Genomic DNA, 14435 nt, shown 5'->3' on the forward strand with positions numbered 1-14435 from the left:
CCTGCTTAAATTGCAATGTATCATCAATTTGAAGAGGGTTGAGGACGATGGATGAAGCGGCCAAGAAAGACATTGTCGCGTTCGGGCGCAAAGCGCACGACCGATCATCGCCGACCAGTTCAGCCGCGATGATGGCATGAAAGCGATTACCGACCGCTTACTTGCCACTTGAACTTGCCACTTGACGGTAGAATGTCCTTAAGAAAACAATTCTAAAAGGACATTTATGCGCATGACATGTGTATTTCTGTTTGCTGCCATGGTCGGCGCCGCTTCCGTGCATGCCGATCCGCTCGACGACGCCATCATCGCCGAAATGAAACGCGGCCACGTGCCCGGCCTCGGCATCGCCGTGGTCAAGGATGGCAAGATCGTCAAGGAAATGGGATACGGCGAAGCCGATGTCGAAAGCGGCGCGCGGGTGACGCAGCAGACTGTCTTCCAGTCCGGCTCGGTCGGCAAGACCTTTACCGCCGCACTGGTCATGCTGCTGGCGGAAGATGGCAAACTCTCGCTGGACGACCCGGTCGCGCGCCATCTGGCGAATACGCCCAAGGCGTGGGACAAGATCACCATCCGCCACTTGCTGACCCACACGTCCGGCCTGGGCGACCCGTATGCCAAACTGGACATGCGCAAGGATTACACCGACGAGGAACTGATCGCCCTGGAAGCGACCATCCCGGTGTTGTCCGAACCCGGCGAAAAATGGTCGTACAGCAATATGGGCTATCACTTGCTGGGATTCATCTGCAACAAGGCGGGCGGCAAGTTTTATGGCGACCAGCTGCGCGAGCGGATTTTCGCACCGCTGGGCATGGGCACCCGCATCATCAGCGAGAGCGAGATCATCCCGCATCGCGCCCGGGGCTACGAACGGGTCGATGGCGTGCTGAAGAACCAGGCATGGGTGGCCCCGCGCCTGAACACCACCGCCGACGGCAGCCTGTACCTGACCGCGCGCGACCTGGCGCTGTGGGACATGGCGCTGTACGACAACAAGATCCTCAACGCGCGTGTGCGCGAAGCGAGCTGGACGCCTGTGAAGCTGAACGACGGCAAGACCGCGCCCTACGGTTATGGCTGGCAAATCGATTCGCGCAATGGACACCCCGTGATCCGTCATGGCGGTTCGTGGCAGGGCTTCAAAGCCGATTTCGCGCGCTTTGTGGACGACAAGCTGACGGTGGTCGTGCTGGCCAATTCGGCAGCGGCGCGGCCGGTCAGGTTTGTCGATATCATCGCCGCGCACTACCAGCCGGCGCTCAAGCGCAAGGTTCCTGCGCCGATTGTCGATGCTGAGCCCGGCATTGTCTACCGCGTACGCGAAGCCATGTCGCATCTGCACCATGGCGACATGCCCGCTATCGGCGCCAGGGCCAGGACCAGCTTCACCCCGGCGTTCTTGAAGAACATTGCCTCCGAATCGCGCGAATGGGGGCCGGTGCAGTCGGTCGACCTGCTGTCGCGCGCCACGGAGGGCGAGCTACGGCGCTACCGCTACCGCTTCAATTACGTCCATTACGCGGTTCTGGTCGATGTCGTTCTCGACAAGGATGGAAATATCGACGCGTTCAATCTGCGCCTCGATTAGACCGGATATTGCCTTTCTCTATAGCGGGAGGCATGGTCGGCTTTACATCTGGCATTGGAGTTGCCAGAACCATTGGGTATGATAACGGCATGGACGATAAAAAGAACAGACAGAGCTGGCTCAGCGCCGGCTTGCAGGCACTTGCCGACGATGGCCCGGAAGGCTTGCGCATCATGACGATCGCGCAAAAGATGGGCGTTACCAAAGGCAGTTTTTACTGGCATTTCAAGAACCTGGAAGATTACCAGTCCGCGCTCATGGAAGAGTGGGAGCAGGTGCATACCCAGCAGGTGATGGACATTGTCGATCAGGAGGACGCGGACGTCGGCAGCAAGCTGGCCAAGCTGTTTACCGGCGGACCGCCCCATCTGTTCACCTTGGGCCGGGCGATCCGCGCCTGGTCCATGACCAACGAGCAGGTGCGGGAAGTGCAGGAGCGGGTCGACCGCAAACGGGTCGAGTATGTCGCCACGCTGCTGACCGATAGCGGCTGGCCGGCCGATCAGGCGCCGGTGATTGCGCGTTGGAATTACTGCGCCTTCATCGGGCATGCCGCGATCGGGGCGCCGGAAATGAGCGAGGCCGAAATCGGCACCGTGGTGCAGTTGCTGACGCCGCCACTTAAACGCTAGTTGCGGGGACGCTAGTTCGGTCCCGGCAGCCAGCTTTCGGTGGCAAGCATTACACCAGCCATCCCTGGCCAACGGCAATGAGCACCATCGATACCGCAAGCAGGCCCCACAGCGGCGAGCGCGGAAAGGCAATGACACCGGCGCTGGCCGTTACGCAGCCATATAGTCCGATCAGCCCAAGGGTCGCGAGATCGGCGGCTTCATTGGCCCGCAGTGCAAGGTGGCCGCACAAGGACAGCGGCGCCCCGAAGGCGATGAACCAGCATGCCAGCCTGCGCTCGTCGTCGCCCCCGCATCGGTCGAACACGCCTTCGCGCACGATGGCGGCCAGTGGATGCCGGAAACGTGCTACTCCGAACACCATGTGGAGTATGCCGAGCGCAAACAAGCTGGCTGCTGCAATGTGGCCCCAAGCGTAATTCATCGTCAATTCCTCTAAAATCGTGCGCTGGCAGGATGCTGCACGTCACCATACCTCGCGGTATGGTTGGGATAATGCCAGTCCAGCCCGGTGTGGTCAATACATCAATGATTCGAATGTGGATATTGACATATTGTCCGGAGGTGACATAATGTCAGTCATGACCCTCACCGAAAACGAACTGCTCCTGCGCGAAAGCAAGAAAATTGTCGATGCCCTCGGACGCACCCTGGCGCCGATGGTGGAAGTCGTGCTGCACGACCTGAGCCGTCCGGCATCGTCGATCGTTGCCATCTCGAACAACTTGTCCGGGCGCGAAGTGGGCGATCCGACTACCGACATCGGCATGGCGCGCATCACCAATCCCGATTTTCCCGATGTCTTGCAAAATTATGCCAACCAGTTCCCGGACGGGCGTCCCGCGAAGAGCACCTCGATCGGCTTGCGCAACAGCGCCGGCGAGTATGTGGCGGCCCTGTGCCTGAACGTGGACGTGTCGATGCTTGCCAGCCTCTCGGCCAGCCTGGCGCAACTGGCGCGGACCGAGTCCGACGCGACACCTATCCGCGAATCGCTGGCCTCGCCGCGTCTGGACGAATTGCGCGCCGCGCTCGAGGGCTTCGCCGCCCGGCTCAACAAGACAGCGCACACGCTCACGCCTGCCCAGCGGCGCGAAGCCGTGCAGCAACTGGCGAACGCCGGCTTGATGGACCTGAAAAACGCCCAGGCGGTCGTGGCGGCCATGCTTGGCGTTGCCCGGCCCACCGTGTATTCCTATCTTCCACAGAAAGATTCATCCTCATGATCCAGCTTCCCATTTCCTTCGACGACGTGGCGCGGGCGCACGAGCGCATTGCCGCCGCGGTCCACCGCACGCCGGTGCTGACCTCGACCACCGCCAACGAACGCACCGGCGCGCAGATTTTCTTCAAGTGCGAAAACCTGCAGCGCACCGGCGCCTTCAAGATGCGCGGCGCCTACAACGCGCTGGCGCAGTTTTCGCCGGAACAGCGCGCCTGCGGCGTGGTGACCTATTCGTCCGGCAACCACGCACAGGGCATCGCGCTCGCGGCCAAATTGCTGGGAATTAAGGCGGTGATCGTCATGCCGCTCGACGCGCCCGCCATCAAGGTGGCTGCCACGCGCGGCTACGGCGCCGAAGTCGTCACCTACGACCGCTACACCGAAGACCGCGAAGCGATCGGCAACGCGCTGGCGCTTGAACGCGGCCTGACCCTGATTCCGCCTTACGACCACGTGCACGTGATGGCCGGGCAGGGCACTGCGGCCAAGGAGCTGATCGAAGACGCCGGCCCGCTCGACGTGCTGCTGGTGCCGCTGGGCGGGGGCGGCCTGCTGTCCGGCTGCGCCACCGCCGCCAAGGCGATGAACCCGGATTGCCGCGTGTTCGGTGTGGAGCCCGAAGCGGGCAACGACGGCCAGCGCAGTTTGCGCAGCGGCGAGATCGTCCACATTGCCACGCCCGACACCATTGCCGACGGCGCCCAGACCCAGCACCTGGGCCAGCACACCTTTGCGGTGATCCGCGCGCGGGTCGACGATATCCTGACGGTGACGGATGCCGAACTGGTCGAGGCGATGACGTTTTTCGCCGGCCACATGAAAATCACGGTGGAGCCGTCGGGCTGCCTGGGCGCGGCCGTGGCGCTCAATCCGCGTTACGATTTTAAGAACAAGCGGGTCGGCGTCATCGTTTCGGGCGGCAATATCGACCTGCAACGCATGGCCATGCTGATCCAGAAGGGGGCTTGAATGGCACTGACTTCCTATCTCGGCGCGCACCCGCGTATCGGCGGGCAGACCTATATCCACGCCTCGGCGCAGGTGATCGGCGATGTGACCCTGGGCGATGATTCGTCCATCTGGTGCAATGCGGTGGTGCGCGGCGACGTCAATCACATCGTGGTGGGGCGCTGCTCGAATATCCAGGATTTCGTGATGTGCCATGTCTCGCACAAGCATCCCGGCAAGCCGCTCGGTTCGCCGCTGGTCATCGGCGACTACGTCACCATCGGCCACAACGCCATTCTGCACGGCTGCACGATTGAAGACGAATGCCTGATCGGCATGGGCGCCATCGTGATGGACGATGCCGTCATTTCGGCGCGCGTGATGGTCGGCGCGGGCAGCCTGGTGCCGCCGGGGAAGGTACTTGAAAGCGGCTATTTATATGTCGGCCGCCCGGTGCGCAAGGTGCGCGCCCTGACCGAGGCCGAACTGGCCTTTCTCAAATACTCGGCCGAGCATTATGTGCGGGTAAAGAACAATTATCTGAGCGGCGAGTGAGCGCCTCGATCACGCAATGATGCCGCTCGATGCCCTGCTGGCGAGCGTCAACGCCGCATTCGGCTGGCGCTGTTCGTCGTTCACGGACGTGATCGAGCATCTTGTACCGCCAGAGCGGTGGCGGCGCCTGGCCGACGCCGAGGGCATGGACGACAGCGAGATCATCGGCCTCATCGACATTGCCGCCTTCTTGCCGGAACAACTGTACGTGGTCACCGATGCCTCGTATACGGGCCAGCGCGGCGCGTTCAAGGTGCATCGCGACGGCCTGCGCGAGTTCGCTGCGGGTTACAGGAAACAGAATGGGGGGATGCTGTTCGACGGCGACGTGCTCATCATCGGCATTGCCTCGCAACGCATCTGGATGCTGCATCACGAAGGCGTGTGGACCTGGTTCGACGGCCGTTCCGGCGCGCCGACGCCCTGATCCGCCAGTCCGGCACGGACGAAAAAAATGCCGCTCGAAAGCGGCATTTTTCATGCGTGCTTCAAACCGCTCAGTCGGCGGCGTAGATGTCGTTGTCCTTGGTTTCGCGGACGAACAGGCCACCAACGACCACCGTGATCAGCGCCACGATAATCGGATACCACAGGCCGTAGTAAATATCGCCCTTGTACGCAACAAGTGCGAACGCGGTGGTTGGCAGCAAGCCGCCGAACCAGCCGTTACCGATATGGTAAGGCAGCGACATCGAGGTGTAGCGGATGCGGGTCGGGAACATTTCGACCAGCATGGCCGCGATCGGGCCATACACGGCCGTCACATACAGCACAAGGATGAACAGCAGCAACACGACCATCGGCTTGTTGATCTGGTCGGTGTTGGCTTTGTCCGGATAACCGGCCGCCTTGATCGCTGCGGAGATCTCGGTTTTCAGCGTTTTTTCCTTCGCTTTGCTGTCGGCGTCGAAGTTCAGGCCGTCCGGGGTCATGACCGCGTTGAACGACGTGTATTCCTTGTCGCCAATGCGCACCTTGGCAATCGTGCCCGCTGGTGCGTCTTCCTTGGTATAGCTGACCGACGACTGGGTCAGCATGCCGGAAGCAATGTCGCACGACGATGGAAACTTCTTGGTGCCGGTCAGGTTGAACTGGAAGTGGCACGATGCCGGATCGGCCACGACCACCACTGGCGAACTTTGCAGGGCAGCTTCCAGCGCCGGGTTGGCGTAGTGGGTGATGCCCTTGAAGATCGGGAAGTAAGTAACGGCAGCAATCGCGCAGCCGCCCAGGATGATCCATTTACGGCCGATCTTGTCCGACAGCGAGCCGAACACGATGAAGAATGGGGTCGCCAGCAGCAGCGAAATGGCGATCAGGATGTTGGCCACGGCGCCGTCGACCTTGAGGGTCTGGGTCAGGAAGAACAGGGCGTAGAACTGGCCGGTGTACCAGACGACGGCCTGGCCCATGGTCAGGCCGACCAGCGCCAGGAACACGATCTTGGCATTCTTCGGCTGGAGGAAGGCTTCCGACAGCGGCGCCTTGGACGTCTTGCCTTCGGCTTTCATCTTGGCGAATGCGGGCGACTCGTTCATCGACAGGCGGATCCAGACCGAGATGCCGAGCAGCAGCACCGAGACCAGGAATGGAATACGCCAGCCCCAGGCGGCGAATTCCGGTTCGCCGAGGGCGGTACGCGTGCCCAGGATCACCAGCAACGACAGGAACAGGCCCATCGTGGCGGTGGTCTGGATCCACGCGGTGAAAAAGCCGCGCTTGCCGTGCGGCGCGTGTTCGGCGACATACGTTGCCGCACCGCCGTACTCGCCGCCCAGTGCCAGGCCCTGCAAGATGCGCAGGGAAACCAGGATAATCGGTGCGGCAATGCCGATGCTGGCGTAGCTTGGCAACAGGCCGACCAGAAAGGTCGATGCGCCCATCAGCAAGATGGTCACCAGGAAGGTGTACTTGCGGCCGATCATGTCGCCGAGGCGGCCGAACACCAGCGCGCCGAATGGGCGCACGATGAAGCCGGCGGCGAAGGCGAGCAGGGCGAAAATGAAGGCGGTGGTGGGGTCGCCGACGAAAAATTGCTTGGCGATGATGGGAGCGAGTGCGCCGTACAGGTAGAAGTCATACCATTCGAATACCGTGCCCAGGGAGGAAGCAAAGATGACCTTGCGCTCTTCCTTGGTCATCCCCGCGTCGGCGGGATTCCCCTTGCGCCCGTCGATCGCGTTGCCAGGTGTAATTGCCATGTGTGTCTCCGTGTTTAATATAGTTATTGCTTCATCGGAATAGCCGTATTTATCCAGCTGGATCTGAGTGTGGACTCCCAAACTTACGCGATGCTTGCTTGAAACTTACGTGAAGCTTACTTTTTCGATATCGGAAAAGCTGGCGTTTTGTGTAAATACAATCATGTCTTGACGTGGGTAAATAGAACCGCAAAATGATGGGGGAAGGCTGCGGCCTGCAAAACAATTGGGTTCGGTGGAATTTACTCGTGCGTTGGCGGTCCAACTGGTTGACGGTGTAGATCAGGACAGCAGGGCTGGATGAAGCGGTGGCATCGGCACAGAAGTATCAACGCAGGTAATAAGGGGAAATCAATGGTGGCATCACGGGTAGCGGCAGCCTCTGATCTTGCCCGCGATGTTCGCGCACTCATCATGGATGCGCATGCAGAAGTATGCGCGACGGTCAATGCGTCGTTGACGCTGCTGTACTGGCGAATCGGCCGGCGAATTCGCATCGACTTGCTCCATGGGGCGCGCGCAGTATATGGCGAACAGATCATCGTGTCCCTCGCCAAACAATTGGAGGGCGATCATGGACGCAGTTTCGGAGCCAAGAACCTGCGCCACATGCTGCGCTTTAACGAGGTGTTTCCTGAGGAAGACATTGTCTACGCGCTGAGTAGACAATTGAGCTGGACCCACTTTCGCTGCTTGATCTACATTGAAGATCCGCTCAAGAGAGAGTTTTATCTCGAAATGTGCCGAAGCGAGGGATGGAGCACCCGCACGTTACAGGGACGATTGGAGTCAATGTTGTTTGAACGGACTGCACTGTCGCGCAAGCCTGACGAGTTGTTGGTCAGTGAACTGGCGACACTTCGCAATGACGGATTACTCAGTTCGAATCTCGTGTTGAAGGACCCTTACGTGTTGGATTTTTTGGGCTTGCGCGACCGGTATCTGGAAAAGGATCTGGAAGATGCCATTCTGCGCGAGATGGAAAACTTTCTGTTGGAGCTTGGCGCCGGGTTTAGCTTCGTTGCGCGGCAGAAACGGCTCCAAATTGATAACAGTGATTTCTACATTGATTTGCTGTTCTACAACCGCCGCTTGCGCCGCCTGGTCGCTATCGAACTGAAACTCGCTGAATTCAAAGCGGCTGATAAAGGCCAGATGGAGCTTTACTTGCGGTGGCTCGCAAAACATGAACAGGAAGCTGGTGAAGCCCCGCCGCTGGGCATCATTCTTTGCACGGGCAAAAATCGCGAGCAGATTGAACTGTTGGAACTTGGGCAAAGCGGCATCCATGTGGCCGAGTACCTTACCGGACTTCCTTCCCGGCAGGTACTTGAGCGTAAATTGAGTGAAGCGGTAGCCTTGTCGAAGGCGCGCTTGACTAATCGGGCCGCGCCGGCGCAAGCGTCAGTCGTCGGCCCCGGGCAGATAACTTAATAAGACAAGAAAAGCGCCACACCCGCGACAGCGTGCGCGACACGTGATCGACAGCCCCTGCGCGTTCCGGCATCATGTCGCCGCTTGGCCGGCACAGGCCTCAAAAAAATCGACGCCGGACGGCAAAGGGGCAAGTCATGATCAGCCAGGAATACTGGGATGAGCTGTTTGAGGAGTACCAGATCTACAAATGCGCGGTCGCCAGTAAAAACCAATTGAAGGTTTTCATGCTATCGATGGCTACAGCGCGTCCGACATCTACGCTGGCGGCGGAGCCGGCGATCTTTGGCGATACGACGGAAACCGCTGGTACCGATGCACGGTGCCGACCACCATGCGTATCCAGACAATCGGTTGCGCAGGAGACGGCTTTGTCTATGTGGGCCTGCAAGGCGGATCGGTGATGCGCGGCCGCGACGACGACTGGCGCTTGATATACAAGGGCGCCATGAGTTTGCCTTTCCGGGATATGGTGTGGTTTGCAGGGAAGGTGCGGTGCACCTCAGACTTTGGGACCTGGACGATCGAAAACGGCGTACTGGTCGACCCGGAACTGCCGTCCAGCGTACGTGCGTGTTCGGGAAATCTTGCGGTTGGCGATGGCGTGATGCCGTTGGCGGGATTTTATGGCGCAAGCGTCTTCGACGGTACCACATGGACGCCGTTCGGTCCGCCGTGACTTTCCGTGGTTTGAAGAAGTGGCGTCGAGATGCGGTCCAGTCTGCTACGATACTTGCCGGCTGGCTGTGCCGCCGATCAACAGCAGAATGCTCGACAGAACAAGGATCGCCACGCCCAGCGCCACCGGCAGCAAGCCGCCCGTCAAAAACGGCGCGACCGCCATCGTGGCCAGCGCGGTCATCCCGAACGCCGCCGTCATGACCACGCCAGCTCCCTTGCCAGGGTTGCCCGCGGCCAGCGACAGCGCGCGCGACATCAGCGACGGCCCGCGCAGGCCCAGCCCGGCGCAAAACACGGCCCACGCGGCGATCAGCGCCGTCAGCGAACGCAGGTCGGCCAGCGCCTGCGCCAGCATCATGGCTGCCGCCAGCAGTTGCAGGCCCGCCCCGATCAGCATGGCGCGCCCGACGCCGTGGCGCCCGGCCAGCCTGGCTCCGCCCGTGGCCGCCAGCATGAAGGCGCCGACTCCGCACAACTGCAGCACCGCAAACCCGCCCACGCCAGTGCCGATCCAGGCCGTCACCAGATGCGGCGCGCTGGCGACGACCATCAGCAGTGCCCCGAACATGGTCGCGTAGCTGAGCGCATGCCGTGCAAAGCCCCAATTGAGCCAGGTCCCAGCCGGGTCCGTGGCCTTGGCGGCCTGCGCGGCGTTTGCGCCGCGCCCGACAATGCGCGACACCAGCGGCAGCAAGCCCACGGCAACGGCCGCAATCAGGTAAAAGGAGACGCGCCAGTCCAGGTGCAGCACGATGGCCGCGCCCAGCACCGGCCCGATGGCCGGCACGGTCGACTCGACGGTGGCCACCAGCGCCATCGCCGCCACGCTGTCGGCTTCGGAAAAGCGCCGCCGGATCAGCGCCGGCACGGCCACGGTTGCCGCGCCGGCGCCCAGGCCCTGGACCAGGCGTCCGATCAGCAAGCTCGGCATATCCGGCGCCAGGCCGCATACCACACTACCGACGGCCAGCAGGACGGTGCCCGCCACGATCGCGTGCAAGTCGCCATAACGGTCGGCCACGGCACCCCATGCGAACTGCGAGAAGGCCAGCGCCAGCATGAAAACTGCCATGGTGCCTTGTCCGGCGGTCATCGTGGCGCTCAGCTGGGCCTGCATGCTTGGCAGCGCGGGAAGATACAGGTCCGATGCCAGCATGCCGACGGCAGTCAGCGCGGCAAGCGGCATGGCGAGGCGGCGCTGTTGGCTCATGGCTCTCGGAAAGAATTTTCAGAAAACCAAGATTAGCATAAGTTCATCGCCCCATATTCAGATGTTTGCCCGCCTCGCGCACGGTCAGGGCGGACAAGGTGGCGCGATGTGCCAGCAGAAAAACGCGCACCGCCTCGGGGTCGTGATGGGCATAGTCGCGCAAGCCCCAGCCGATGGCCTTGCGGATGAAAAAATCCTCTTCGTGCGCCAGTTGCAAGGCGTAGCCGAACAGGCGCGCCAGGTCGGTATCGGCGCGCCAGCCAAGTTGATGCAGCATGGCCACGCGGCGCGTCCACAAGTCCGGGTGGCGTACGGCCTCGTCCATGCGCGGCTGGCGCAGCGCAGCGTCCGCGCGCACCACCGTGCCGACGACCACCGCCAGCGCATCGACCGCATCCCACCACGCCGCCTGGCGCGCCAGCGCCAGCAGCGCGTCGATGTGCGCGCCATCGAGTTGCTTGACGTGCGCGGCGAGCAGGTCGATGGCGGCGTACTGGCACTCGCGCTGCGGCTCGCGCCACAGTTCGCCGGCGGCCCCGAGCAGCACCCCGGCGTCCACGCCCTTGAGGCTGCGCACAAGCGGCTTGAGCGCGGCGCGCCGGGCCGGCGTGGGAATGCCGTGGAAGGCGAACTGGTCGCGCATGTAGGCGCTCATGCGCGCCGCCTGGGCCGGATCGGCCAGCGCGGCGAGGGTATTTTTCACTTGTTCGGCTATGCTCATGGGCAGCTTTTCCAGGGCGTTTGGGCGGGGTGCGATTGGCACGCATAATTTTGCGAACGACCGTACTAAAATGTGCTATTCTCGTAGCGATCAACACAGCGCATTGCGCATATTAATCCAACTCAGGAGACACAAATGATAGATGCCGTCATCGTATCGACCGCCCGCACCGGCCTGGCCAAATCGTGGAAAGGTGCGTTCAACATGACGCACGGCGCCACTCTCGGCGGCCATGTGCTGCAGGCCGCCATTGCCCGCGCCGGTATCGAGCCGGGCGAGGTCGAAGATGTCATCATCGGCTGTGCCAATCCGGAAGGCGCCACGGGCGCGAACATCGCGCGCCAGATCGCCTTGCGCGGCGGCTGCCCGGTCTCCACGGCGGGCATGACGGTCAACCGGTTCTGCTCGTCGGGCCTGCAATCCATTGCGCTCGCGGCGCAGCGCATCATTGCCGGCGAAGGCGATATCTACGCCGCCGGCGGTGTCGAATCGATTTCTTGCGTGCAGCAGGAAATGAACCAGCACATGCTGGCCGATCCATGGCTCAAGGAACACAAGCCGGAAATTTACTGGCCCATGCTGCAGACGGCCGAAACCGTGGCCAAGCGCTACAACATCGGCCGCGACCGCCAGGATGAATACGGCGTGCAGAGCCAGCAGCGCGCCGCCAACGCCCAGGCCGCCGGCCTGTTCAACGCCGAAATCGTGCCGATGACCACCACCATGGGCGTGGCCGACAAAGCCTCGGGCATGCTGGTCACGCGCGAAGTGACCATCAGCGCGGACGAAGGCATCCGTGCCGATACCACGCTCGAAGCCGTCTCCAAGATCCGCAGCGCGGTGCCGGGCGGGGTCATTTCGGCCGGTAACGCCAGCCAGTTTTCGGATGGCGCATCGGTTGCCATCCTTATGAGCAGCAACGTGGCGCAAGCGCGCGGCCTGCAGCCGCTCGGCATCTTCCGCGGCTTTGCCGTGGCCGGTTGCGAGCCGGATGAAATGGGCATCGGCCCGGTGTTTGCGATTCCCAAGCTGCTGAAAAAAGCCGGCCTGTCGATTGCCGACATCGGCCTGTGGGAACTGAACGAAGCGTTCGCGGTGCAGGTGCTGTATTGCGCCGACCGCCTGGGCATCCCGATGGACCGCCTCAACGTCAACGGTGGCGCGATTGCCGTCGGCCACCCGTACGGCGTCTCCGGCGCCCGCCTGGTCGGTCACGCCCTCATCGAAGGCAAACGCCGTGGCGTTAAATACGTCGTCGCGACCATGTGCATCGGTGGCGGCCAGGGCGCTGCCGGCCTGTTCGAAGTCGTCTGATTCACGCCGGGGCGCGCGCTCCGGCGCGGCCCCGCAACCTTTCCACGGGGCCCTAGATGCAATCCAAGATATTGTCACGCCGCGATCTCGACTTCCTGCTGTATGAATGGCTGGACGTGGAGGCGCTGACCGCGCGTCCACGCTTTGCCGACCACAGCCGCGAAACGTTCAACGCGGCCATCGATACCGCCGAACAGATCGCCACCGACCTGTTCGCGCCGCACAACAAAAAGAACGATCAGCACGAGCCGCATTTCGACGGCACGACCGTGACGATCATTCCCGAAGTAAAAACCGCGCTCGACGCTTTTTCCGCCGCCGGCCTCATGGCGGCAGGGCAAGATTACGAGTTCGACGGCATGCAACTGCCATGCGTGCTCGAAAAATGCGTCAGCGCGTACGTTACGGCGGCCAATGTGGCCACCTCGGCCTACATTTTTCTCACCATCGGCAACGCCAACACCTTGCTGAAAACCGCCACGCCGCAGCAGATCGAGCGCTTCGTGCGGCCGCTTTATGCCGGCAAATTCTTCGGCACCATGTGCCTGTCGGAACCGCAAGCCGGTTCCAGTCTGTCCGACATTACCACCCGCGCCGAGCCCGACCCGGCCGAGGGCTCCGATGGCGAGCGCCAGTACCGCCTGTCCGGCAACAAGATGTGGATTTCCGCCGGCGAACACGACCTCGCGGGCAATATCGTGCACCTGGTGCTGGCCAAGATTCCTGGCCCGGACGGGCGCCTGATTCCGGGCGTCAAGGGTATCTCCCTGTTCATCGTCCCCAAGTTCCTGGTCGGCGACGATGGCGAGCCGGGCGAGCGCAACGACGTCGTGCTGGCCGGACTGAACCATAAGATGGGCAACCGCGGCACCACCAATTGCCTGCTCAATTTCGGCGAAGGCCGCTTCAAGCCGCTCGGCAAGGCCGGTGCGGTCGGCTACCTGGTCGGCCAGCCGCACCAGGGCCTGGCCAATATGTTCCACATGATGAACGAAGCGCGCATCGGGGTCGGCCTTGGCGCCGCCGTGCTGGGCGTGACCGGCTACCTGCACGCGCTCGACTATGCGCGCAGCCGTCCGCAAGGACGCCACCCGGCCGAAAAAGACCCGGTCAAGCCGCAACTGCCCATCATCGAGCACACCGATGTGCGGCGCATGCTGCTGGCCCAGAAAGCCTACGCCGAAGGCGCCATGGCGCTGGTGCTGTATTCGGCGCGCCTGGTTGACGAGCAGCGCACCGCCCCGGACCCGGAAGCGCGCGCGCACGCCGGCCGCCTGCTCGACTTCCTCACGCCGATCACCAAGTCGTGGCCGTCGCAATGGTGCGTGGAAGCGAACAGCCTGGCCATCCAGGTGCATGGCGGCTACGGCTACACGCGGGAATACAACGTCGAACAGTTCTACCGCGATAACCGCCTCAACGCCATCCACGAAGGCACGCACGGCATCCACGGGCTCGACTTGCTGGGACGCAAGGCCTCGATCCAGGAGGGCGCGCTGTTCAAGGCCATCGGCGGCGACATTGCCGCGACGATTGCCAAGGTGCGCGCGGCCGATGTGTCGGTCGACCTGCACGCCAATGCCGACCTGCTCGAAGAAGAATGGCAGCGCATCGCCAGCGTTACCAAAACGCTGTACGCGGCCGGCGACATGAACAAGACGCTTGCCAACGCCAGCCTGTACCTGGAAGCGGTCGGCCATACCGTGCTCGCCTGGATCTGGCTGGAACAGGCGCTGGTGGCCACCCATGCGCTGGCGGCGTCGCCGTCTGAGGATGACAGCAACTTCTACCACGGCAAGCTGCAAGCGAACCGCTATTTCTTCCACTGGGAACTGCCCAAAGTCCAGCAACAGCTCGACCTGCTGGCCAGCATCGACACCACCACGCTCGACATGCAGGATGCGTGGTTCTGAGGACCGA

The 14435-nt window shown here is 62.2% G+C and carries 14 protein-coding genes; 10 read left to right on the plus strand and 4 right to left on the minus strand.

Features of this window, described 5'->3' with window-relative positions; translation table 11 throughout:
- Window positions 1-232 precede the first annotated feature (232 nt).
- The gene (locus tag F1609_RS27035; protein ID WP_229422092.1) at window positions 233-1594 is read left to right on the plus strand and encodes a serine hydrolase domain-containing protein; all 1362 of its coding nucleotides are present in this window, start codon (window positions 233-235) and stop codon (window positions 1592-1594) included.
- An 89-nt stretch (window positions 1595-1683) separates the two neighbouring features.
- Entirely contained in the window at window positions 1684-2226 is a 543-nt protein-coding gene (locus tag F1609_RS27040; protein WP_167079868.1) for a TetR/AcrR family transcriptional regulator, read from the plus strand.
- A gap of 49 nt (window positions 2227-2275) precedes the next feature.
- Here F1609_RS27040 and F1609_RS27045 read toward each other — a convergent pair whose 3' ends face one another.
- Entirely contained in the window at window positions 2276-2650 is a 375-nt protein-coding gene (locus F1609_RS27045; RefSeq protein ID WP_167079869.1) for a DUF6463 family protein, read from the minus strand.
- 157 nt (window positions 2651-2807) lie between these two features.
- On the opposite strand from F1609_RS27045, the gene F1609_RS27050 reads away from it, so the two are divergent.
- From F1609_RS27050 to F1609_RS27065, 4 genes are read left to right on the plus strand one after another with little or no spacing between them, the layout of a single operon-like run.
- Window positions 2808-3452 carry a helix-turn-helix transcriptional regulator gene (locus F1609_RS27050; RefSeq protein ID WP_167079959.1) on the plus strand — a complete coding sequence of 215 codons (645 nt, stop codon included), beginning with the start codon at window positions 2808-2810 and terminating at the stop codon, window positions 3450-3452.
- Window positions 3449-4420, plus strand: coding sequence for a threo-3-hydroxy-L-aspartate ammonia-lyase (locus F1609_RS27055; protein ID WP_167079871.1), 972 nt, complete (start codon window positions 3449-3451; stop codon window positions 4418-4420). The genes F1609_RS27050 and F1609_RS27055 overlap by 4 nt, the downstream gene beginning before the upstream one ends.
- Window positions 4421-4954: a gamma carbonic anhydrase family protein gene (locus F1609_RS27060; protein WP_167079873.1), complete on the plus strand. Its 534-nt coding sequence runs from the start codon at window positions 4421-4423 to the stop codon at window positions 4952-4954.
- Between the two features lie 16 nt (window positions 4955-4970).
- Entirely contained in the window at window positions 4971-5381 is a 411-nt protein-coding gene (locus F1609_RS27065) for a hypothetical protein (RefSeq protein WP_167079874.1), read from the plus strand.
- A gap of 70 nt (window positions 5382-5451) precedes the next feature.
- On the opposite strand, the gene F1609_RS27070 is transcribed toward F1609_RS27065, so the two are convergent.
- Entirely contained in the window at window positions 5452-7155 is a 1704-nt protein-coding gene (locus F1609_RS27070) for an MFS transporter (protein ID WP_167079876.1), read from the minus strand.
- Between the two features lie 354 nt (window positions 7156-7509).
- Here F1609_RS27070 and F1609_RS27075 point away from each other — a divergent pair, with 354 nt between their 5' ends.
- On the plus strand, window positions 7510-8589 hold the full coding sequence (locus F1609_RS27075; protein ID WP_167079878.1) for a PDDEXK nuclease domain-containing protein: 1080 nt from the start codon (window positions 7510-7512) through the stop codon (window positions 8587-8589).
- Window positions 8590-8923: 334 nt separating this feature from the next.
- Window positions 8924-9268 (plus strand): hypothetical protein, encoded by a 345-nt coding sequence (locus F1609_RS27080; protein ID WP_167079879.1) that lies wholly within the window; start codon window positions 8924-8926, stop codon window positions 9266-9268.
- A 45-nt stretch (window positions 9269-9313) separates the two neighbouring features.
- Here F1609_RS27080 and F1609_RS27085 read toward each other — a convergent pair whose 3' ends face one another.
- Both F1609_RS27085 and F1609_RS27090 read right to left on the minus strand, forming a co-directional pair.
- On the minus strand, window positions 9314-10480 hold the full coding sequence (locus F1609_RS27085) for an MFS transporter (protein ID WP_167079881.1): 1167 nt from the start codon (window positions 10478-10480) through the stop codon (window positions 9314-9316).
- Between the two features lie 43 nt (window positions 10481-10523).
- Window positions 10524-11201, minus strand: a complete 678-nt coding sequence (locus F1609_RS27090; protein WP_167079883.1) for a DNA alkylation repair protein — start codon at window positions 11199-11201, stop codon at window positions 10524-10526.
- Window positions 11202-11336: 135 nt separating this feature from the next.
- On the opposite strand from F1609_RS27090, the gene F1609_RS27095 reads away from it, so the two are divergent.
- Window positions 11337-12515, plus strand: a complete 1179-nt coding sequence (locus tag F1609_RS27095) for an acetyl-CoA C-acyltransferase (protein WP_167079885.1) — start codon at window positions 11337-11339, stop codon at window positions 12513-12515.
- Between the two features lie 56 nt (window positions 12516-12571).
- Window positions 12572-14428 carry an acyl-CoA dehydrogenase gene (locus F1609_RS27100; RefSeq protein WP_167079887.1) on the plus strand — a complete coding sequence of 619 codons (1857 nt, stop codon included), beginning with the start codon at window positions 12572-12574 and terminating at the stop codon, window positions 14426-14428.
- The last annotated feature ends 7 nt before the right edge of the window (window positions 14429-14435 follow it).

This window comes from Massilia aquatica (assembly GCF_011682045.1).
GTDB lineage: Bacteria > Pseudomonadota > Gammaproteobacteria > Burkholderiales > Burkholderiaceae_D > Telluria_A > Telluria_A aquatica.

Excerpts from the sequence above, each read along its gene's own strand:
- F1609_RS27035 (WP_229422092.1), top strand. The coding sequence starts at position 233 with ATGACATGTGTATTTCTGTTTGCTGCCATGGTCGGCGCCGCTTCCGTG.
- F1609_RS27100 (WP_167079887.1), top strand. The coding sequence starts at position 12,572 with ATGCAATCCAAGATATTGTCACGCCGCGATCTCGACTTCCTGCTGTAT.
- F1609_RS27085 (WP_167079881.1), bottom strand. The coding sequence starts at position 10,480 with ATGAGCCAACAGCGCCGCCTCGCCATGCCGCTTGCCGCGCTGACTGCC.
- F1609_RS27080 (WP_167079879.1), top strand. The coding sequence starts at position 8,924 with ATGCGTATCCAGACAATCGGTTGCGCAGGAGACGGCTTTGTCTATGTG.
- F1609_RS27045 (WP_167079869.1), bottom strand. The coding sequence starts at position 2,650 with ATGAATTACGCTTGGGGCCACATTGCAGCAGCCAGCTTGTTTGCGCTC.
- F1609_RS27050 (WP_167079959.1), top strand. The coding sequence starts at position 2,808 with ATGACCCTCACCGAAAACGAACTGCTCCTGCGCGAAAGCAAGAAAATT.
- F1609_RS27070 (WP_167079876.1), bottom strand. The coding sequence starts at position 7,155 with ATGGCAATTACACCTGGCAACGCGATCGACGGGCGCAAGGGGAATCCC.
- F1609_RS27065 (WP_167079874.1), top strand. The coding sequence starts at position 4,971 with ATGATGCCGCTCGATGCCCTGCTGGCGAGCGTCAACGCCGCATTCGGC.
- F1609_RS27055 (WP_167079871.1), top strand. The coding sequence starts at position 3,449 with ATGATCCAGCTTCCCATTTCCTTCGACGACGTGGCGCGGGCGCACGAG.
- F1609_RS27075 (WP_167079878.1), top strand. The coding sequence starts at position 7,510 with ATGGTGGCATCACGGGTAGCGGCAGCCTCTGATCTTGCCCGCGATGTT.
- F1609_RS27040 (WP_167079868.1), top strand. The coding sequence starts at position 1,684 with ATGGACGATAAAAAGAACAGACAGAGCTGGCTCAGCGCCGGCTTGCAG.
- F1609_RS27090 (WP_167079883.1), bottom strand. The coding sequence starts at position 11,201 with ATGAGCATAGCCGAACAAGTGAAAAATACCCTCGCCGCGCTGGCCGAT.
- F1609_RS27060 (WP_167079873.1), top strand. The coding sequence starts at position 4,421 with ATGGCACTGACTTCCTATCTCGGCGCGCACCCGCGTATCGGCGGGCAG.
- F1609_RS27095 (WP_167079885.1), top strand. The coding sequence starts at position 11,337 with ATGATAGATGCCGTCATCGTATCGACCGCCCGCACCGGCCTGGCCAAA.